The sequence below is a fragment of the Plantactinospora mayteni genome, assembly GCF_016862935.1.
In the GTDB taxonomy this organism is placed as follows: Bacteria; Actinomycetota; Actinomycetes; order Mycobacteriales; family Micromonosporaceae; genus Plantactinospora; species Plantactinospora mayteni.
This window is the reverse complement of record NZ_BONX01000002.1, coordinates 56,550-75,931: the sequence shown is the minus strand read 5'-3', so window position 1 is coordinate 75,931 and position 19,382 is coordinate 56,550. Positions and strand designations below refer to the sequence as shown.

Annotated in this window: 17 protein-coding genes and 2 riboswitches; of the genes, 10 read left to right on the top strand and 7 right to left on the bottom strand. The window is 74.7% G+C overall.

Annotated elements, in window-relative coordinates; genetic code table 11:
- Window positions 1–379: 379 nt before the first annotated feature.
- From Pma05_RS00835 to cbiE, 5 genes are all read right to left on the bottom strand, one after another.
- Window positions 380–1,006, bottom strand: a complete 627-nt coding sequence (locus Pma05_RS00835; protein WP_203855282.1) for an SRPBCC family protein — start codon at window positions 1,004–1,006, stop codon at window positions 380–382.
- A gap of 76 nt (window positions 1,007–1,082) precedes the next feature.
- A complete protein-coding gene (locus tag Pma05_RS00830; protein ID WP_203855281.1) occupies window positions 1,083–1,280 on the bottom strand; it encodes a hypothetical protein in 198 nt (65 codons plus the stop codon).
- A gap of 25 nt (window positions 1,281–1,305) precedes the next feature.
- Window positions 1,306–2,076, bottom strand: a complete 771-nt coding sequence (gene cobF / locus Pma05_RS00825) for a precorrin-6A synthase (deacetylating) (protein WP_203855280.1) — start codon at window positions 2,074–2,076, stop codon at window positions 1,306–1,308.
- Between the two features lie 12 nt (window positions 2,077–2,088).
- Complete coding sequence (cobM, locus tag Pma05_RS00820; RefSeq protein WP_203855279.1) at window positions 2,089–2,841, bottom strand: precorrin-4 C(11)-methyltransferase; 753 nt, start codon at window positions 2,839–2,841, stop codon at window positions 2,089–2,091.
- Window positions 2,832–4,112 (bottom strand): precorrin-6y C5,15-methyltransferase (decarboxylating) subunit CbiE, encoded by a 1,281-nt coding sequence (cbiE, locus tag Pma05_RS00815; protein WP_203855278.1) that lies wholly within the window; start codon window positions 4,110–4,112, stop codon window positions 2,832–2,834. Before cbiE ends, cobM begins: the two co-directional genes overlap by 10 nt.
- Window positions 4,113–4,545: 433 nt before the next feature.
- Between cbiE and Pma05_RS00810 the strand changes: the two genes are divergently transcribed.
- Genes Pma05_RS00810 through Pma05_RS00800 form a run of 3 tightly spaced genes read left to right on the top strand, consistent with a single transcriptional unit; the run spans window position 4,546 to window position 8,731 of the window.
- A complete protein-coding gene (locus Pma05_RS00810; RefSeq protein ID WP_203855522.1) occupies window positions 4,546–6,726 on the top strand; it encodes a VWA domain-containing protein in 2,181 nt (726 codons plus the stop codon).
- On the top strand, window positions 6,726–7,340 hold the full coding sequence (gene cobO / locus Pma05_RS00805) for a cob(I)yrinic acid a,c-diamide adenosyltransferase (RefSeq protein WP_203855277.1): 615 nt from the start codon (window positions 6,726–6,728) through the stop codon (window positions 7,338–7,340). The genes Pma05_RS00810 and cobO overlap by 1 nt, the downstream gene beginning before the upstream one ends.
- Entirely contained in the window at window positions 7,337–8,731 is a 1,395-nt protein-coding gene (locus Pma05_RS00800) for a cobyrinic acid a,c-diamide synthase CobB (protein ID WP_372441407.1), read from the top strand. Before cobO ends, Pma05_RS00800 begins: the two co-directional genes overlap by 4 nt.
- 9 nt (window positions 8,732–8,740) lie before the next feature.
- On the opposite strand, the gene cobN is transcribed toward Pma05_RS00800, so the two are convergent.
- Complete coding sequence (gene cobN, locus Pma05_RS00795) at window positions 8,741–12,496, bottom strand: cobaltochelatase subunit CobN (protein WP_203855275.1); 3,756 nt, start codon at window positions 12,494–12,496, stop codon at window positions 8,741–8,743.
- A gap of 57 nt (window positions 12,497–12,553) precedes the next feature.
- Window positions 12,554–12,627, bottom strand: a riboswitch (cobalamin riboswitch).
- A gap of 68 nt (window positions 12,628–12,695) precedes the next feature.
- Between cobN and Pma05_RS00790 the strand changes: the two genes are divergently transcribed.
- From Pma05_RS00790 to Pma05_RS00780, 4 genes are all read left to right on the top strand, one after another.
- Window positions 12,696–13,988, top strand: coding sequence for a ferredoxin-like domain-containing protein (locus Pma05_RS00790; protein ID WP_203855274.1), 1,293 nt, complete (start codon window positions 12,696–12,698; stop codon window positions 13,986–13,988).
- Window positions 13,985–14,614 carry a precorrin-8X methylmutase gene (locus Pma05_RS00785; RefSeq protein ID WP_203855273.1) on the top strand — a complete coding sequence of 210 codons (630 nt, stop codon included), beginning with the start codon at window positions 13,985–13,987 and terminating at the stop codon, window positions 14,612–14,614. Before Pma05_RS00790 ends, Pma05_RS00785 begins: the two co-directional genes overlap by 4 nt.
- Window positions 14,615–14,698: 84 nt before the next feature.
- Entirely contained in the window at window positions 14,699–14,875 is a 177-nt protein-coding gene (locus Pma05_RS42195; protein WP_239311464.1) for a hypothetical protein, read from the top strand.
- Window positions 14,872–16,398, top strand: a complete 1,527-nt coding sequence (locus tag Pma05_RS00780; protein WP_239311462.1) for a precorrin-2 C(20)-methyltransferase — start codon at window positions 14,872–14,874, stop codon at window positions 16,396–16,398. The genes Pma05_RS42195 and Pma05_RS00780 overlap by 4 nt, the downstream gene beginning before the upstream one ends.
- 153 nt (window positions 16,399–16,551) lie before the next feature.
- On the opposite strand, the gene Pma05_RS00775 is transcribed toward Pma05_RS00780, so the two are convergent.
- Window positions 16,552–17,304, bottom strand: a complete 753-nt coding sequence (locus Pma05_RS00775) for a cobalt-precorrin-6A reductase (RefSeq protein ID WP_203855271.1) — start codon at window positions 17,302–17,304, stop codon at window positions 16,552–16,554.
- Between the two features lie 141 nt (window positions 17,305–17,445).
- A riboswitch (cobalamin riboswitch) is annotated at window positions 17,446–17,587 on the top strand.
- A 34-nt stretch (window positions 17,588–17,621) separates the two neighbouring features.
- Between Pma05_RS00775 and Pma05_RS00770 the strand changes: the two genes are divergently transcribed.
- Genes Pma05_RS00770 through Pma05_RS00760 form a run of 3 tightly spaced genes read left to right on the top strand, consistent with a single transcriptional unit; the run spans window position 17,622 to window position 19,382 of the window.
- On the top strand, window positions 17,622–17,825 hold the full coding sequence (locus Pma05_RS00770) for a CbtB domain-containing protein (RefSeq protein ID WP_203855270.1): 204 nt from the start codon (window positions 17,622–17,624) through the stop codon (window positions 17,823–17,825).
- A gap of 13 nt (window positions 17,826–17,838) precedes the next feature.
- Window positions 17,839–18,633, top strand: coding sequence for a CbtA family protein (locus Pma05_RS00765; protein ID WP_203855269.1), 795 nt, complete (start codon window positions 17,839–17,841; stop codon window positions 18,631–18,633).
- Window positions 18,630–19,382, top strand: coding sequence for a histidine phosphatase family protein (locus Pma05_RS00760; RefSeq protein WP_203855268.1), 753 nt, complete (start codon window positions 18,630–18,632; stop codon window positions 19,380–19,382). Before Pma05_RS00765 ends, Pma05_RS00760 begins: the two co-directional genes overlap by 4 nt.

Sequence of the window (19,382 nt, the reverse complement as noted above, 5' to 3'; positions counted from 1 at the left end):
CGGACACAGATCTCGGATCGGCGGACATCCACTCGAGGATGGAAGACCCGGCCGGTCTCAAACGGCTCGTTCGGTACCGGCCGCAACAACGCCTGTTCCAGCGCGAAGTGCTCCCCGCCGGTACGCGCGCGAGAGTGAGTCGCAGGTCAGGAAGTCTGCTCCCCGCGCACGCGGGGGTGATCCCATCACGAAGCCCCACCCGAGCTCCAGGCCGACCTGCTCCCCGCGCACGCGGGGGTGATCCCGCCCGGGGCCGGCAGCGGCTTCTGGACCGGCTCTGCCCCCCACGCACGCGGGGATGGTCCGGCCACCGCCGGCATTGCGCTGTGCGCCCGGGCTTCTAGGTCGTCGTCTGGCGGGCGTACGCATCTCGTGCGAACTACTCGTTCGGGTCCGGGGCGTAGAAGGCGGTGGTGTTGGTGACCATTCGGGCGGCTTCCTCGGCCGGGGTGCCGGCGGCGATCGAGGCGGTACCCCAGGCGTCGCTGGCGAGCCGGGCAAACTCCTTCGCCTCGGGGGAGTCCTCCCATTCCTCGGGTGCTCCGTCGAGTTCGCCGCGCAGGTACCGGTCGAGGGTGAGCAGCCCGATGTCCCAGCCGACGCCACCAGCGCCGGGGCCGTACTCGGCCCACTGCTGCGGGTCGTACACGGCGCTGTGTTCCAGTTCGAGGATGGTTGCCGTGCCGTCGCCGGGGGCGAGTCGGACCTCCACCTCGCTGTATCCCTCGTAGATCCAGGAGATCCGGAACAGGTGCGGTGGCTCGCAGCGCAGGATCTCGCCCTCGGCGTTGTCGGTCAGCCGGTAGTTGCCGCCGAGCCGCAGGTCGCCGCTGACCGGCAGGAACCACCGGCCGATCCGCTCCGGATCCGTGACGGCGGACCAGATCTCCTCGACCGGCGCCGGATAGGCACGGCGCAGTACGACGGTCCGGGCCTCGCCGTCCGGGGTGTCGACCCGGCCGACCGTACGGTGGACCTGTTTGACCTGCTCGACGATGTCACGCATCCGCTGTCCTCCCTGGTCGTCGCGTTGCCTGCCGGGTTCGCCCACCGTCGACGGGGAACCCGACCGGACGAATATATCAGTAGCAGCTTATATAAAGCCTGAGTGTCTGTCGGCGCGGCCGGTACGCCTGCGCGGCGTAACTGACCACCCGCCGCCAACTGGCACGCCGCCGGGCCGGGCACGGAGAGCGGATCCGGGCCGCGCCGCCGGGCACGGCCCCAGGCCCAACCCTGACCGCCCCCGCCACCAGCGCCAGGACGAGCGCGACCGCCATCAGGAATCCACCAACGCGACCCTGTCTATTCCATCCGAGGAGCACGGCGGCGCAGGAGGTACGTGTCCATGATCCAGCCCTTGCGCTCTCGGGCGGCCCGGCGTACCTCGACGATCTTCGCCGCGACCTCCGCGAGCGGGCCGGCGACCAGGATCTCGTCGGCGGTACCGAGGTAGGCGCCCCAGTAGATCTCCACGTCCGGCTCGGTCACCTGGCCAAAGGTGCAGTGCGCGTCGAGCATCACCACCAGGTCGTCCACTCCGGACGGCCAGCCTTCGGCCAGCAGCCGGCCGGTGGTGACCTGGAACGGCCGGCCGACCCGGTTCAGCCCGATCCGGTGCCGGGCGGCCAGCGTGGCGACGCTGCTCACGCCGGGGATCACCGCGTAGTCGAACTCGACAGTCCCGTCGGCCAGCATCTCCTCTATCACACCGAGAGTGCTGTCGTAGAGTGCCGGATCGCCCCAGACCAGGAAGGCGCCGCGACCGTCCTCGGGTACCTCGTCGCGGAGCAGCACCCGGAGCAGCTCGGCCCGGCGGCGGCGCCACTCGTCCACCGCGTCCACATAGGCCGGCGCGGTACGGTCCCGGTCCGGGTCCCGCAGCTCCACCACCCGGTGCCCGGGCTTCGTCGGGTGCCGGCGCAGGATCTCCTGCCGCAGCCCGAGCAGGTCCCGCTTCGCGGCACCCTTGTCGAGTACGAAGAAGACGTCGACCTCGGCGATTGCCCGGACCGCTTCCAGGGTTAGCTGCTCCGGGTCACCTGCCCCGATGCCGATGACCAGGATCTTCCGCATGACTCGGCGCCCCTAGCGTTTCGCCGACCGGTCCCGGCCGGCCGAGTAGAGGTAGCTGTCCGGAAAGCCCTGGGCAGCGAGTATCCGGCCGACGACGATCACGGCGGTCCGGCGTACCCCGGCCTGCTCGACCTGGTCGGCGATGTCGGCCAGGGTGCCGCGCAGCACCAGTTCGTCGGGGCGGCTGGCCCGGGCGACCACCGCCACCGGGCAGTCGACGCCGTAGTGCGGCACGAGCTGCCCGACCAGCTCCCGGGTCCGGCCGACCGCCAGGTGCAGCACCAGGGTCGCCCGGCTCGCGCCGAGCACGGCCAGATCCTCGCTGGCCGGCATCGCCGTCGACCGGGCCCGAGCCCGGGTCAGGATCACCGTCTGCCCGACCGTCGGCACGGTCAGCTCCCGGCCCAGCGTCGCAGCGGCGGCGGCGAAGGCGGGCACGCCAGGCACTATGTCGTACGGTACGCCGGCCTCGTCGAGCCGGCGCAACTGCTCGGCCACCGCACTGTAGATCGACGGGTCGCCGGAGCAGAGCCGGGCCACCTCCCGACCGGCCCGGTGCGCGTCGACCATCCGGGCCACGATCTCGTCCAGGGTGAGGTCGGCGGTGTCCACCAGGTCGGCGTCCGGTGGACACGACTCCAGCAGCTCCGGCGGGACCAGGCTGCCGGCATAGAGGCAGACCTGGGCGCGGGCCAGCACCCGTTGCCCGCGTACGGTGATCAGGTCGGCGGCGCCCGGTCCGGCGCCGATGAAGGTCACCGGCATGGCTTGGCCACCGCCCACTGCACCAGGGCCCGGGCCGGCTGCCACGCGGTGAAGCCGCCGAGCGGTGCGGCCCGCTCCACGCCGAGCCGGGTCAGGTCGCCGCCGAGCCGCGCGGCACGGATCGTCAACTCGCGTTCCCCCTCGATCGTCACCGCGTGCGCGACCAGCCGGCCGCCCGGGGCCAGCGCCGCCCAGCACGCGTCCAACACACCCTCGGTGGCCAGCCCCCCGCCGACGAAGACCGCGTCCGGGGTCGGCAGCCCGACCAGCGCCGCAGGTGCCCGGCCGACCACCACCTGAAGCTCCGGTACCCCGAGCGTCGTCGCGTTGCCGGCGATCCGCTCGGCCCGGTCCGCCCTCGCCTCGATCGCCACCGCCCGGCAACTCGGCTCGGCCCGCAGCCACTCGATGCCGATGCTGCCCGAACCGGCGCCGACGTCCCAGAGCAGCTCGTCGGGAGCCGGGGCGAGGCGGGCCAGCGCCAGCACCCTCGCCTCCCGCTTGGTCAACGCCCCGTCGTGGTCGTACGCCTCGTCGGGCAGGCCCGGCACCGTCGATCGGAGTACGGCCTCCGGTCCGGCGACGGCGTGCACCGCGACGACGTTCAACGGGTCGCCCGGCGGATGCGGCCAGTTCTCGGCGGTTCCGTCGAGCCGCCTCTCGGCAGTCCTGTCGAGCCGCCTCTCGGTGGTTCCGTCGAGCCGCTGCTCGTGCCCGGCGCCGAGCGAGGCCAGCACGGTCAGCGGGCTCGGACCGTAGCCGGTGTCGGTGAGCAGGCGGGCGAGGGCGGACGGCGTCGACCCGTCCGCGCTGAGCAGCAGGATCCGCCGGCCGGGGGCGAGCACCCGGCGTACCCGGGCCAGGTCCCGGCCGACCGCGCTGAGCACGGTGACCCGTTCGACCGGCCAGCCGAGCCGGGCACAGGCCAGGCTGATCGACGACGGGTGCGGCAGTACCTGCACCCGGTCGGGGCCGACCAGTTCGACGATCCGCGCCCCGATCCCGTACCACATCGGATCGCCGCTGGCCAGGACGCAGAGCCGGCGGTCGGCGTACCCGTCGAGCAGGCCGGGCAGCGCCGGCAGCAGCGGACTCGGCCAGCTCACCCGCTGCGCGGGCAGGTCTGCGGGGAGCAGGTCGAGCTGCCGGTGCCCGCCGAGCACGACCTCGGCCGCGCGTAACGCGCGCCGGCCAGCGTCGCCGAGCCCGGCCCAACCGTCCGCGCCGAGGCCGACCACGGTCAGCCCAGGTCCGGCACTCGTCGCGGTCACGAGCCGGAACGTTAGCCGACCCGCCACCGCCGATGCCCCGCCGGGTGAGCCGCGTCATCGCCGGCCGCCCACCGCGCCGCCGTCCGCACCCTGCCGCCGGCTGCCCCGCTGCCGCCGGTGCCCGGTTGGCCGGGCTGGGTCGTCGCAGAGCTGGCCGCCCCGCTGCCGCCGCCGGTGCCGCTTCGGTCCGGCTGTGTCATCATCGGCGGCGACGGTGCGGCGAGGAACACCGGTGGGTCGGTCCGACAGGACCGGCGACTCCGGGGCGGTCCCGCCACTGTGACTGGCGTACGAAGCGCCGGGAGCCAGACACTCCGCCCCCGTCCCGGGTCGGCCCTCCGGGCGGCCCGGTACCGGACCGGTCGCGGGCGTGGACACCCGCGAGGTAGGAGGTTGGCCCGTGCGGTCGTACCCGTTCTCCGCCGTCGTCGGGATGGACGACATGGCGCTCGCCCTCACCCTCAGCGCCGTCTCGCCGGCCATCGGCGGAGTGCTGATCCGGGGCGAGAAGGGCACCGCCAAGTCCACCATCGTCCGGGCATTGACCGGACTGCTGCCACCGGTCACCGTCGTCACCGGCTGCCGGTTCTCCTGCGACCCGACCGCACCCGACCCGGACTGCCCGGACGGGCCACACGACCCGGCGACGCCGTCCACCACCCGGCCGGCCCGGCTCGTCGAGCTGCCGGTCGGTGCGACCGAGGATCGGGTACTCGGTGCCCTGCACCTGGAACGGGCGCTGCGCGACGGTGTCACCGCGTACGAGCCGGGGCTGCTCGCCTCGGCACACCGTGGACTGCTCTACGTCGACGAGGTCAACCTGCTGCACGACCACCTGGTCGACGTACTGCTCGACGCGGCGGCGATGGGCCGGGCCACGGTGGAACGGGAGGGCGTCTCGGTCGCGCACGCCGCCCGGTTCGTACTGGTCGGCACGATGAACCCGGAGGAGGGTGAACTCCGCCCGCAACTGCTGGACCGGTTCGGCCTGACGGTCGAGGTGGCGGCCAGCCGCGACCCGGCGGTACGCGCCGAGGTGACCCGGCGCCGACTCGGCTACGAGGCCGACCCGGACGGGTTCGCCGCCCGGTACGAGACGGCGGACGCCGAGCGCGCCGCCCGGATCGCGCAGGCCCGTCGACTGCTCCCCGAGGTACGACTCGACGACGACACCCTCCACCGGATCGCCGTGGTCTGCGCCTCGTTCGAGGTCGACGGGATGCGGGCCGACCTGGTGACCGCGCGGACCGCGATGGCGCACGCGGCCTGGTGCGGGCGTACCACGGTCCACGGGGTGGACGTTCGGGCCGCCGCCCGGCTGGCGTTGCCGCACCGGCGTCGGCGTGACCCGTTCGACCCGCCCGGCATCGAGCAGGAGCGGCTCGACCAGGCGCTCGCCGACGCCGGCCTCGACCGGGGCACCGAGCCGCCCTCGGGTAGCGGCCCGCCGCAGGGCCCCGATCCGGACCAGCCCGACCCGGGTGGGCCGGGCGGTGCACCGCCACCCGACGACACCGGCCCGGCACCCGGAACCCCGCCGGCCACCGGTTCTCCCGGGGAAGTCGACGCCTCGCCGGACGGCACGGCGAACGGCGCTGGAGACAGCGCCGGACCGGAGCAGTCGGACCGGGTCCGGGTGCCGGTCGTACCGCACGGCTCGGCAGCGCCGGCCGGGTCGGGGAGCGGGGCGATCGGCGGCAGCGGGACGCTTGCCGCCGAGCGGCCGTACCGGGCTCGGCTGCTGGTCGTACCGGGGGTCGGGGCGGGCGTCGCCGGGCGGCGGTCACCGGCGGTCACCGCCGTCGGGCAGACGATCCGGACCACGCCACCCGGGGCGGGTGCGGGCAACCGGCCGCACCTGGTCGCCACGCTCTGGGCAGCCGCGCCGCACCAGCGGGCGCGCGGCCGGCGCGGCGCAGGGCTTGAGCTGCGACCGCAGGACGTCCGGGTGCCGATCCGGCAGGGTCGGGAGGGCAACCTGATCCTGTTCTGCGTCGACGCCTCCGGCTCGATGGCGGCACGGCAGCGGATGCGGGAGGTGAAGACCGCCGTACTGTCGCTGCTGCTCGACGCCTACCAGCGGCGGGACAAGGTCGGCCTGGTCACCTTCCGGGGTAACGCCGCCGAACTCGCGCTTCCGCCGACGTCCAGTGTGGACGTCGCCGCCACCCGGCTCGCCGAGCTGCCGACCGGGGGGCGTACCCCGCTGGCCGAGGGACTGCTGCGGGCCGGTGCCGTGCTGCGGGTGGAACGGATCCGGGATCCGCGCCGTCGCCCGCTGCTGGTGGTGTTGACCGACGGCCGGGCCACCGCCGGCCCGGACGCGCTGCCCCGATCCCGATACGCCGCCCGGCTGCTCGCCAGCAGTAGCGTCCGCTCGGTGGTGGTCGACTGCGAGGCGGGACGGATCCGGCTCGGCCTGGCCGCCGAACTGGCCGGAGCACTCGGTGCCGAACACCTGCCCCTGGCACACGTCGCCGCCGGCACCCTGACCGGAGCGGTACGTCTCCGCACCGCTGTGCGTACCCGAAGCGGCCCGACGCCGGACGACCGCAGCGGCTCCGCTCCGGTCGAACCCGGCAGCATCGGGAGCCGGCGGCGGAGGGCCGCCTGATGCCGCAGGGACAGCCGGAGGCGGTACCCGCCGACGGGCTGACCACCCGGCAGCGCCGCAACCGGCCGCTGCTGATGGTGCACACCGGTCCGATGAAGGGCAAGTCGACGGCGGCGTTCGGGCTGGCCATGCGGGGCTGGCACCAGGGCTGGTCGATCGCGGTATTCCAGTTCGTCAAGTCGGCCCGCTGGCGGGTCGGCGAGGAGTCCGGTCTGCTCGCGCTGAACGGCGTGCACGAGCAGACCGGCGCGGGTGGCCCGGTCGAGTGGCACAAGATGGGCTCGGGCTGGAGCTGGAGCCGCAAGCCCGGCACCGAGGCCGATCATGCTGCTGACGCGCTGGAAGGCTGGCGGGAGATACAGCGCCGGCTCGCCGAGGCACGGCATCAGCTCTACGTGCTCGACGAGTTCACGTACCCGATGAAGTGGGGCTGGGTCGACGTCGACGAGGTGGTGGACACCCTGCGGAACCGGCCCGGCGGCCAGCACGTGGTGGTCACCGGCCGGGACGCCGACCCGCGACTGGTCGAGGCCGCCGACCTGGTGGTCGAGATGACCAAGGTGAAGCACCCGATGGACACCGGCCAGAAGGGACAGCGGGGGATCGAGTGGTGACCCCGCTGCCCCGGGTGGTGATAGCCGCGCCCGGCTCCGGGCAGGGCAAGACCACGGTGGCGACCGGGCTGATGGCGGCGCTGCGCGCCCGGGGCCTGGCGGTCAGCGGCCACAAGGTCGGCCCGGACTACATCGACCCCGGCTACCACGCGGTGGCGACCGGACGGCCGGGCCGCAACCTCGACCCGCACCTACAGGGCGAGGAGCGGATCGTCCCGCTGCTGCGGCACGGCGCGGAGGTGCCGGTGCCGGCCGACGTCGCGGTGATCGAGGGCGTGATGGGGCTGCACGACGGTGCGATCGGCCGGGACGGCTTCGCCTCCACCGCACACGTGGCCCGGCTGACCCGCAGCCCGGTGCTGCTGGTGGTCGACGTCTCCGGTGCCTCCCGCAGCATCGGCGCGCTGGTGCACGGCTTCGCCTCCTACGATCCCGAGCTGACCATCGCCGGGGTGATCCTGAACAGGGTCGGTTCGGAGACCCACGAGGCGGAGGTGCGGGAGGCGGTCGCCCGGACCGGCGTACCGGTGCTCGGGGCGTTGCGCCGGGACGGCTCGCTGGACACCCCGAGCCGGCACCTCGGGCTCGTGCCCGCCGCCGAACGCGGGGGCGAGGCGCGGCGTACCGTCGACGCGCTCGGCGAGCACCTGGCCCGGGCGGTGGACCTGGCGGCGGTGCTCGCCGTCGCCCGCCGGGCCCCGGCACTGCCCGTCGGGCGGTGGCGACCCGAGGACGAGGTGCCCCGGCTGGCCCCGACCACGGTCGCGGTCGCCGGTGGATCGGCGTTCACCTTCCGGTACGCCGAGGCCGACGAACTCCTCGCGGCTGCCGGCGCCCGGGTCGTACCCGTCGATCCGCTGCACGACGAGGACCTGCCGCCCGACTGTGCGGGCCTCTACCTCGGCGGCGGCTTCCCCGAGGTCTACGCGGCGGAACTCGCCGCCAACGCGCGGCTGCGCGACGCGGTGGCCCGAGCGGCCCGGGCTGGGATGCCGGTGCTCGCCGAGTGCGCCGGCCTGCTCTATCTCTGTCGTGACCTCGACGGCCAGCCGATGACCGGAGTGGTCGACGCGTCCGCCCGGATGACCGGACGGCTCACCCTCGGCTACCGGGACGGCGTCGCGGTCGGTGCCGGCGCGCTGGCCGAGCCGGGAACGGTGGTGACCGGACACGAGTTCCACCGCACCCAGGTCGAGTACGGCCCCGGCCGGGTTCCGGCGTGGCGGTTCCGGCCCCGACCGTCCCGGGCACACGGCCTCGGCGCGGCGGTCGAGGAGGGCGTGGTCGACGGCAACGTGCACGCCTCCTACCTGCACGTGCACTGGGCCGGCCATCCGGCCCTCGCCACCCGCTTCGTCGCGGCGGCAGCCCACCGTGCCGGAGTCAGGTGAGCGAAAGGGTCACGGGCCGCCGTCTTCGAGGTCCCCTTCGAGCTGGAGGTACGTCTCCCGCAGCGCCGCCATCGTCGCCGGATCGGGCTTCGCCCACAGGCCCCGGTCGGCCGCCTCGGAGAGCCGTTCGATGATGTTCCGCAGCGCCCACGGGTTGGACCGGCGCAGGAACTCCTGGTTTTCGGCGTCGAGGGCGTACGTCTGGGCCAGGTCCTCGTACATCCAGTCGGCGACGACGCCGGCGGTGGCGTCGTACCCGAAGAGGTAGTCGACGGTGGCGGCCAGCTCGAACGCGCCCTTGTAGCCGTGCCGGCGCATCGCCGCCAGCCAGCGCGGATTCACCACCCGGGCCCGGAACACCCGGGCGGTCTCCTCGGTCAGCGACCGGGTCCGCACCGCGTCCGGGATGGTGCTGTCCCCGATGTACGCCCGCGGCGCCTGCCCGGTCAGCGCCCGCACCGTGGCGATCATCCCGCCGTGGTACTGGAAGTAGTCGTCGGAGTCGGCGATGTCGTGTTCCCGGGTGTCGGTGTTCTTCGCCGCCACCGCGATCCGCCGGTACGCGTCCGCCATCTCCTCCCGGGCCGGTCGCCCGTCCAGCCCGCGCCCGTAGGCGAAGCCGCCCCAGACCGTGTAGACCTCGGCCAGGTCGGCGTCGTCCCGCCAGTTTCCACTGTCGATCAGCGGCAGCAGCCCGGCCCCGTAGGCGCCCGGCTTGGAGCCGAAGATCCGACTGGTGGCCCGCCGCTCGTCGCCGTGCCTCGCGGTGTCGGCCCGGACGTGTGCCCGCAGGTAGTTCTGCTCGTCCGGCTCGTCCAGCGCGGCCACCGCCCGGATCGCGTCGTCGAGCAGTAGCAGCACGTGCGGGAACGCGTCCCGGAAGAAGCCGCTGATCCGCACCGTCACGTCGATGCGCGGCCGGCCCAGTTCGGCCAGCGGGACGATCTCGAACCCGTTCACCCGGCGGGACGCCTCGTCCCAGGTCGGTGCCACGCCGATCAGCGCCAGCACCTCGGCCACGTCGTCCCCGGCGGTACGCATCGCCGAGGTGCCCCAGGCGGAGAGCCCGACCGAGCGCGGCCACTCCCCGGTGTCCCGCCGGTACCGCTCCAGCAACGAGTTCGCCATTGCCTGCCCGGTGGCGTACGCGAGCCGGCTCGGGATCGCCTTCGGGTCCACGGTGTAGAAGTTCCGGCCTGTCGGCAGCACGTTGACCAGTCCACGCAGCGGCGACCCGCTCGGCCCGGCCGGCACGTACCCGCCGTCGAGCGCGTGCAGCAGGTGGGTCAGCTCGTCGGTGGTCCGGGCCAGCCGGGGTACCACCTCGGTGGCGGCGAACTCCAGCACCGGGCGTACCGCCGCGCCGCGCGGATCGTCGGCACCGAGCACGTCACCCAGCACGGCCGGGAGAGCGTCGACGGCCCAGTCCCGCGCCTCCAGCGCCTCGACCAGGGTCCGGGCCACCGCCTCGACCCGGTCCACCTCGGCGGTGCCCTGCTCGTCGCCGCCCTCGGTCAGTCCGAGCGCGGCGCGCAGCCCGTCGACCGCGCCCCGCTGGCCGCCCCAGACCTGCCGGGCGCGCAGGATCGCCAGCACCAGGTTCACCCGGGCCTCGCCGGTCGGCGGCGCGCCGAGCACGTGCAGGCCGTCCCGGATCTGCGCGTCCTTCACCTCGCAGAGCCAGCCGTCGACGTGCAGCAGGAACTCGTCGAACTCGGCGTCGTGCGGGCGCTGCTCCAGACCCAGGTCGTGGTCGAGCCGGGCGGCCTGGATCAGCGTCCAGATCTGGCCCCGGATCGCCGGCAGCTTGGCCGGGTCCATCGCGGCGATGTTGGCGTACTCGTCGAGGAGCTGCTCCAGCCGCGCGATGTCGCCGTAGCTCTCCGCCCGGGCCATCGGCGGCACCAGGTGGTCGACGATCACCGCGTGCGCCCGCCGCTTCGCCTGCGCTCCCTCGCCGGGATCGTTGACCAGGAACGGATAGACCAGCGGCAGCGAGCCGAGCACCGCGTCCGGGCCGCAGGAGGCGGAGAGCCCGACGGTCTTGCCGGGCAGCCACTCCAACGAGCCGTGCTTGCCCAGGTGCACCACCGCGTCCGCCCCGAACTCCTCGTCCAGCCACCGGTACGCGGCCAGGTAGTGGTGCGTCGGCGGCAGGTCGGGGTCGTGGTAGATGGCGACCGGGTTCTCGCCGAAGCCGCGCGGCGGCTGGATCATCAGCAGCACGTTGCCGGCGCGCAGGCAGGCGAGCACGATCTCGCCGTCCGGGTCCCGCGAGGTGTCGACGTAGAGCTGCCCGGGCGGCGGCCCCCAGTGTGCGACCATCGCCTCGCGCAGTTCTGCCGGCAGCGCGTCGAACCAGCGCCGGTAGCGGGCCAGCGGGATCCGTACCGGGTTCGCCGCGAGCTGTTCCTCGGTCAGGAACTCCTGGTCCTGGCCACCGGCCGCGATCAGCGCGTGGATCAGCCGGTCACCGTCGGGCAGCCCGCCACCGGGTCCGGCCCCGCCGCCTCCAGTGTCGCTGGGCCCGGCCTCGCTGGGTTCGGTCTCGCCGCCTCTGGTCTCGCCGGGTGCGGCCTCGTCGGGCGGGGCGGGGACGAGGCCGGGCAGCGCGTCGGGGCCGTCGACCGGGCCGACGTCGTAGCCGAGGTCGCGCATTGCCCGGAGCAGGCGTACCGCGCTGGCCGGGGTGTCCAGCCCGACCGCGTTGCCGACCCGGGCATGCTTCGTCGGATAGGCCGACAGCACCAGGGCGATCCGGCGCCGCTCGGCCGGGGTGTGCCGGAGCCGGGCCAGCCGGACCGCCGTGCCGGCCACCCGGGCGGCGCGTTCCGGGTCCGCCACGTACCGGGGCAGCCCGTCGGCGTCGGTCTCCTTGAACGAGAACGGCACCGTGATCAGCCGCCCGTCGAACTCCGGCACCGCGACCTGGGTCGCCGCGTCCAGCGGGGAGAGCCCGTCGGCACTGTCCGACCAGGACTGTCGGGTGGAGGTGAGGCAGAGCGCCTGGAGGATCGGCACGTCCAGCGCGGCGAGCGCCCCGACGTCCCAGGACTCCTCGGTGCCACCGGCGGCGGCCTCCGCCGGCCGGGTGCCGCCGGCCGCCAGCACCGTGACCAGCAGCGCGTCGGCCGCACCGAGCGTCGCCAGCAGCTCCGGTTCCGGGGTACGCAGGCTGGCGCAGAAGACCGGCAGCGCCCGGCCGCCTGCCTCCTCGACGGCCTCGGCGAGCGCGTCGACGAACCCGGTGTTCCCGCTGAGTTGGTGCGCCCGGTAGTAGAGGATGCCGACCACCGGCCCGGCCGCCGAGCCGGCTGGGCGGGGCCGGACGCCCCAGGTCGGCTGCACGGCCGGCGGGGCGAAGCCGTGCCCGGTCAGCAGCACCGTGTCGGAGAGGAAGGCGTGCAGTTCGCGCAGGTTCTCCGGCCCGCCCTGGGCCAGGTAGGCGTGTGCCTGCGCGGCGGTACCGGCCGGCACCGTGGACCGGGCCATCAGCTCCGCGTCCGGGGTCTGCTCGCCGCCGAGCGCCACCACCGGTCGGGTACCGGCGCGCAGCGTGGCCAGCCCGTCGGCCCAGATCCGGGCGCCGCCGAGGATGCGTACCACCACCAGGTCGACGCCGTCGACCAGGTCGGTCAGCTCGGCCGGGTCGAGGCGGGCCGGGTTCGCCAGCCGGTACGCCGCACCGCTGGCCCGGGCCGAGAGCAGGTCGGTGTCCGAAGTGGACAGAAGCAGGATGGTGGCAGCAGCGTCCGCCGCAGGCATGGGTGGCTCCTCCCCGGGTCCGCGCCCGTGGTCGTGGTCCGTGTCGACGGTGGTCCGGAGTGTCTGGCTCCCGACCCGTACCTGGGTCGGTGACAGTGGCGGGACCGCCCCGGACTCGCACCGGGTTCCTCCGGGTCCACCGCGTGATGCTCTTCTCGCCGCCGGCCGGCGCCGAGGACTCCGACTCTACGATGAGCCCGTGTCCGCCCTCGCCACCCCGTCCCCCCGACCGCCGGAGGACCGCTGTCCCGGCGCGCTGCGGGCCCATCGGGCCGCCGACGGGCTGCTGGTCCGGGTACGGCTGCCCGGCGGTCAACTGCGCCCCGGCCAACTGCGGGTCCTCGCCGACCTCGCCCGGGTCGAGTCCGACGGCGCGCTGGAGCTGACCTCCCGGGCCAACCTCCAACTCCGCCGCCTCGCCGACGACACCTCGGTACGCCGGGTCGCCGACCGGATCGCCGAGATCGGCCTGCTGCCCACCGCCACCCACGAGCGGGTACGCAACCTGCTGGCCTCCCCGCTGAGCGGACGGGACCGGGCCGGGCGGCTCGACGTACGCCCAATGGTGCGGGACCTCGACGCGGCGCTGCGCGGCGCCGCCGACCTGGCGTCGCTCAGTGGCCGGTTCCTGTTCGCCCTCGACGACGGCCGGCACGACGTCGCCGCCCTCGGCGCGGACCTGTGCTGGACCGGCGGCTCGCAGACCCTGTGGCTGGCCGGCACCGACACCGGGCTGCGGGCCGCCCCGGACGATGCCGTCGAGTTGCTGATCGCGGCGGCCCGCGCCTTCCTGCGGGTCCGGGGCGAGCGCCGGGACCTGTGGCGGCTGGCGGACCTGCCGGACGGCCCGTTCCAGGTCACCGCAGCGCTCGACCCTCCGACCCGGACGCCCGCCGCCGCGTCGCCCGCGACATCCCAGGTCGGGTCCGCGACCGGGATGCCCACCATCGCCTCGTCGACCACGACCTTCGGTGTCGCGTCACCGACCAGGCCGGATCCGGCACCGGTGGTGGGTGCCCACCCGGGCGGTGTCGTGGTGGCCGGAGCCCGGCTCGGCCGGTTGACCGCCGACCAGGCTGACCTGCTGGCCGACCTCGCCGGCACGGACGAGATCATCGTCACCCCGTGGCGCAGCCTGGTGCTCGACGCCGGCGGACCCGATATCGTCGGCCGGCTGGCCACGGCCGGGCTGCTGGTGGACCCGGCGTCGCGCTGGCTCGGCGTGACCGCCTGCACCGGCCGACCCGGCTGCGCCAGCGCCCTCGCCGACGTGCGGCGGGACGTCACCGAGGCGCTGGCCGACGCCGGTCCGGCGGGCGGTACGGCGCTTCCGGTGCACGTGGTGGGCTGCGAGCGCCGCTGCGGCCGACCGGCCGGACCGGCCGTGCTGGCGGTCGCCACCGGCACCGACTACCGGATCGAGGCCGGCGGCACCAGCCGACCGGGCACCCCGGCGACCGCCCTGGCCGCACGGGCAGAAAGGCAGAAGTGAGCTACGAGTACGTCCGCGACGGCGCGGAGATCTACCGGCGGTCGTTCGCGACCATCCGGGCCGAGGCCGACCTCTCCGCGCTGCCCCCGGAGATCGCGCCGGTGGTGGTCCGGATGATCCACGCCAGCGGCAGCGTCGACCTGGTCGACGACGTCGAGGTCGCACCCGACCTGGTCCGGGCCGGCCGGGCCGCGCTGCGGGGCGGTGCGCCGGTCCTCTGCGACGCGGTGATGGTCGCCGCCGGCATCACCCGTTCCCGGCTGCCCCGCGACAACGAGGTGCTCTGCACGCTGCGCGACCCCGAGGTGCCGGACCTCGCCCGCCGGCTCGGCACCACCCGCAGCGCAGCCGCCCTCGAACTGTGGCGGGACCGGCTCGACGGGGCCGTGGTGGCGATCGGCAACGCCCCCACCGCGCTGTTCCGGCTGCTGGAGATGATCGACGAGGGCGCCGCCCGGCCGGCGGCGATCGTCGGCGTACCGGTGGGGTTCATCGGGGCGGCCGAGTCGAAGCAGGCGCTGGCCGGGCACGGCGCCGGCATCCCGTACCTGGTGGTGCACGGTCGGCGCGGCGGCAGCGCCATCACCGCCGCCGCCGTCAACGCGATCGCGAGCGAGATCGAATGAGCGCGACCAGGCACGACGGTGGATCGGATTTGGCCAGTGGTGGACCGGCTGTCGACGGCGGCGGATCGGCTGTAGCCGACGGTGGTGGATCGGCTGTGGGTGGCGGATCGGCTCTGGCCGGCGGTGGTGGACCGGTTGTGGGTGGTGGTGGACCGGCTGCGGGTGGTGGTGGAGCGGGCGTGGATGGTGGCGTTGCGGGACCTCGGCGGCCGGGCACGCTGCGGGGCGTCGGCGTCGGGCCGGGCGATCCCGAACTGGTGACGGTGAAGGCGGCCCGGCTGATCGGCGCCGCCGACGTGGTCGCCTACTACTCGGCCCGGCACGGCCGGAGCATCGCCCGGTCCACCGCCGAGCCCTACCTCCGGGACGGCCAACTCACCGAACCGCTGGTCTATCCCGTCACCACCGAGACCACCGACCATCCCGGCGGCTACGAGGCGGCGATCACCGAGTTCTACGACGCCAGCGCCGAACGGCTGGCCGCGCACCTGTCGGCCGGCCGGGACGTGGTGGTGATCTGCGCGGGCGACCCGATGTTCTACGGCTCCTACATGTACCTGCACGAGCGGCTGGCACACCGATTTCCCGCCGAGGTGGTACCCGGGGTCACCTCGATCAGCGCCGCCACCGCCGTACTGGGCCGGCCGCTGGTCGAGCGGGACGAGGTGCTCACCGTACTGCCCGGGACGCTGTCGGCCGACGAGCTGACCCGCCGGCTGGCCGACACCGACGCCGCCGCCGTACTCAAACTGGGGCGGACGTTTCCGCAGGTACGCGCCGCGTTCGCCGACGCCGGGCGGCTGGCCGACGCCTGGTACGTCGAGCGGGCCACCACGGAGACCGGCCGGGAACTGCCGCTGGCCGAGGTCGACCCGGACGGGGTGCCGTACTTCTCCCTCGCCGTGCTGACCAGCCCCACCGGCGCGGCCGTGGCGGCCAGTGTCGACCCGGCGCCCGGCGTCGACGGGTCGACCGCCTCGACCGTCCCGGCTGCGTCGACCGTCCCGGCTGCGTCGACCGGGGTCGGGGTGCCGGCCGGCGGGGTGACCGTGGTCGGCCTCGGTCCCGCCGGCAGCCGCTGGCTCACCCCGGAGACCAGCCAGGCGCTGCGCGAGGCGGAACACCTGGTCGGCTACGGCCCGTACGTCGACCGGGTGCCACACCGTCCCGGACAGCACCGGCACACCTCCGGCAACCAGGTCGAGATCGACCGGGCCCGACACGCCCTGGAACTCGCCCTGGCCGGTGCCCGGGTGGCGGTGGTCTCCTCCGGCGACCCGGGCGTCTTCGCGATGGCCACGGCGGTACTCGAGGTCGCCACCACCGACGACCGGTTCGGCACCGTCCCGGTACGGGTGCTCCCCGGGCTGACCGCGGCGCAGGCGGCGGCGAGCCGGATCGGTGCCCCGCTCGGCCACGACTTCGCGGTGCTCTCGCTCTCCGACCGGTTGAAGCCCTGGGCCGTGATCGAGCAGCGGCTGGCGGGCGCTGCCGCCGCCGACCTTGTGCTGGCGCTCTACAACCCGGCCTCGGCCAGCCGGCGGTGGCAGGTCGACGCGGCCCGGAAGGTGCTGCTCCGGCACCGGAGCGCCGATACGCCGGTGGTGGTCGCCCGGGACGTGGGCCGGCCGGGGGAGCGGATCACCGTGGTCCCGCTGGCCGAACTCGATCCGTCCGATGTGGATATGCGCTGCCTGCTGATCGTCGGCTCGTCCACCACCCGGACCGACCGGCGGGCCGACGGTTCGACAGTGGTCTGGACGCCCCGGACCTACCCCGGCTGACGGCGCCGGCGGCTCGCCAGGTGCGTGGCGGTTCGCCAGGCGCGTAGCGGCTCGGCCTGGCATACGGCGGCTCGGCCCGGCCGCCGACCTGCCAGTGCCGGGACAACGGCTGGTGGACCACCTACCTGTACGTCCAGTACTACCCGTGAGCCGCTATCGGCGCGGCGGCGCCGTCTCCAGCCAGGCCAGCGCCGCGGCCACCTCGGTGACCGTCGCCGGCAGGGCGAGCGGCGCCGGCCGGTCCACCAGCACCACCGGTAGCCCCAGGTCGCGGGCGGCGGCCAGCTTCGCCATCGTGTACGTCCCGCCGCTGTCCTTGCTCACCAGCACGTCGATCCGGTGCGCGGTGAGCAGCTCCCGCTCCGCCGCCACCCGATAGGGACCCCGGTCGCGGAGCACGGTGACGTTCTCCGGCAACGGGATCGTCGGTTCGTCGACCACCCGGACCAGCAGCCGGACGCCGGTCAGGTGCAGGAAGGCGCCCAGTCCCTGCCGCCCGGTGGTGACGAAGGCCCGGCGACCCAGCCGGGGCAGCAGTTCGGCGGCGGCGGCGAGATCCGCCACCCGGTGCCACCGGTCCCCGGGACCCGCCGTCCAGCCGGGACGCTCCAACCGCAGGTACGGCACTCCGGTCGCCCCGGTCGCCTGGACCGCCGACGACCGGATCCGGGTCGCGTACGGGTGGGTGGCGTCGACGAGTACGTCGATCCGGTGTTCGCGCAGCCAACGGGTGAGTCCGGTCGGTCCGCCGAACCCGCCGATCCGCACCTCGCCGACCGGCAGCCGGGGATCGGCGACCCGGCCGGCCAGCGAGGAGACCACCACGGTCTCGGGTCGACCGGCCAGCGCGGCGGCCAGCTCCCGCGCCTCGGCGGTGCCGCCGAGCAGCAGTACCCGGGTCGTCACGGGCGCGACGGTATCGGCCGCCTCCGGCCGGGACAACCGGGCGACCGTCGGATCGTGACCTCCGACACCCGACCCGACGGCGCACCGTGCCGGCAGATCCGGACCCCCGCCGCCCGACCAGTGCCCCGGTTGACCGGTGGGTACCGCCCGGTTACGGTCGACTGGCCATCTGCGGCGGTACGAGGGAAGCCGGTGAAAGTCCGGCGCGGTCGCGCCACTGTGAGCGGTCCCGACCCGGTCGGGGTCCGCGAGCCAGGACGCTCGGTCGTCGCAGCCTGTCGACGGGGACGCGTCATCCCCGAGGAGGTTCTACGCGCATGTCCAATCCTGTCCCGGCCCGTCCGCTCGCCCAGCCGGTCGTCACCGCCCGGCTACTGTGGACCGCTCTCGCCGTCGTCGCCGTGCTAGCCCTGCTGACCTACCTGGTCGCCTTCGACCAGGGGGCGGTCTCGCGCAGCGGCATGTACCTGCACGAGCTGATGCACGACGGTCGGCACCTGCTCGGCGTCCCCTGCCACTGATCGACTCCCCGCCGTGCCGACGTTCCTGTCCGTACTGCTGCGTGGCCTGCTCGCAGGTCTGGTCGCCGGTCTGATCGCCGGGACCTTCGCCTACCTCGTCGGCGAACCGCGGATCGACGCCGCGATCGCGATCGAGGAACAGGCGACCCACTCCGTACCCGAGGCCGAGGCCGACCACCACGCCGAGGAACTGGTCGGGCGCGACGGTCAGCGTGCCGGCCTGTTCCTGGCCACCGGGCTGTTCGGCGCCGCGATGGGCGGCCTGCTCGCCACCGGGTACGTCCTGCTGCGCCGTCGACTCCGTACCTCCGACGACGGCCGGGCGGCGCTGCTGCTGGCCGGCGCGGCGCTGCTCGGCGCGGTCGTCGTACCGTTCGGCAAGTATCCGGCGAACCCGCCGGCGGTCGGCAACCCGGACACCATCGACCAGCGGACCGGCAGCTACCTGCTGTTGGTGCTGCTCGGTCTGGTGGCCGTCTGGGCCGGTGCCCTGGCCCACCGTTCGGTCTCCCCGCACGCCTCCTCCGCGCTGCGGGCCGTGGCGGCGGTCGGCGGCTTCCTGCTGGTCACGGTCGTCGCCTACACCGTGCTGCCGTCGTTCGCGGAGGTACCGGACGACTTCCCGGCGACCCTGCTGTGGGAGTTCCGGCTCGCCTCCCTCGGCACCCAGGTGGTGCTCTGGACCGGGATCGGCCTGCTCTTCGCCGTGCTGCTCGGCCGGCGGGGCCGGGACCGGCGGCCGTCCGTCGACGGTGGACCGGAGCGGTCCGGTACGCCGGACGGTGCCGAGGCTCCGGCCGGACGGTGAGGCCGACCAGCCTGCACCTGGTCGCCCACGCCCACACCGCAGCCCTACGCCGGGCGGTGTTCGGCGGTGGCGACGACAGCCTGGATCCCGCCGGCCTGGCGGCGGCCCGCGCGCTGGCCCTTACCGGGCCGGGTCGGCGCGGGCCGTTCGGCCGGATCGACGCCTGCCTCAGTACTCCCGCCGAGGCGGGCCGGCAGACCGGGTACGCGCTCGGCCTGCGGCCCGCCCCCGTGCCCGACCTGGCCGACTGTGACTACGGCCGGTGGGCCGGGCTGTCGCTGGCCGAGGTGGCCGCCCGGGAGCCCGAGGCGCTCCGAGACTGGCTCGGTACGCCGGACGCGGCCCCGCACGGCGGCGAGTCCGTCGACATGCTGCTCGACCGGGTCGACCGCTGGCTGACCGGGCAGCGTGACCGGGGCGGGCGGGTCGTCGCCGTCACCCATGCGGTGGTGGTCCGGGCCGCGCTGGTCCGGGCACTGCGGCTGCCGACCGCCACCTTCTGGCGGCTGGAGGTGGCGCCACTGGCGGTGGTCCGGCTGACCGGGCGCGGCCCGGGCTGGCAACTCCGGCTCACCGCCCCACCCCACGCCGACGTCCCCGACAGCGCCGACGTCCCCGACAGAGCCGACATCGCAGACAGAGTCGACGGCGCTGACGTGGCAGACAGAGCCGACGGCGCAAACAGAGCCGACGGCGCTGACTGGGCAGACCGTGCCGACGGGGAAGAGCGGGCGGACCGGCGTGTCTAG

Excerpts from the sequence above, each read along its gene's own strand:
- Pma05_RS00835 (WP_203855282.1), bottom strand. The coding sequence starts at position 1,006 with ATGCGTGACATCGTCGAGCAGGTCAAACAGGTCCACCGTACGGTCGGC.
- Pma05_RS00830 (WP_203855281.1), bottom strand. The coding sequence starts at position 1,280 with ATGGCGGTCGCGCTCGTCCTGGCGCTGGTGGCGGGGGCGGTCAGGGTT.
- cobF (WP_203855280.1), bottom strand. The coding sequence starts at position 2,076 with ATGCGGAAGATCCTGGTCATCGGCATCGGGGCAGGTGACCCGGAGCAG.
- cobM (WP_203855279.1), bottom strand. The coding sequence starts at position 2,841 with ATGCCGGTGACCTTCATCGGCGCCGGACCGGGCGCCGCCGACCTGATC.
- Pma05_RS00810 (WP_203855522.1), top strand. The coding sequence starts at position 4,546 with ATGGACGACATGGCGCTCGCCCTCACCCTCAGCGCCGTCTCGCCGGCC.
- cobO (WP_203855277.1), top strand. The coding sequence starts at position 6,726 with ATGCCGCAGGGACAGCCGGAGGCGGTACCCGCCGACGGGCTGACCACC.
- cobN (WP_203855275.1), bottom strand. The coding sequence starts at position 12,496 with ATGCCTGCGGCGGACGCTGCTGCCACCATCCTGCTTCTGTCCACTTCG.
- Pma05_RS00770 (WP_203855270.1), top strand. The coding sequence starts at position 17,622 with ATGTCCAATCCTGTCCCGGCCCGTCCGCTCGCCCAGCCGGTCGTCACC.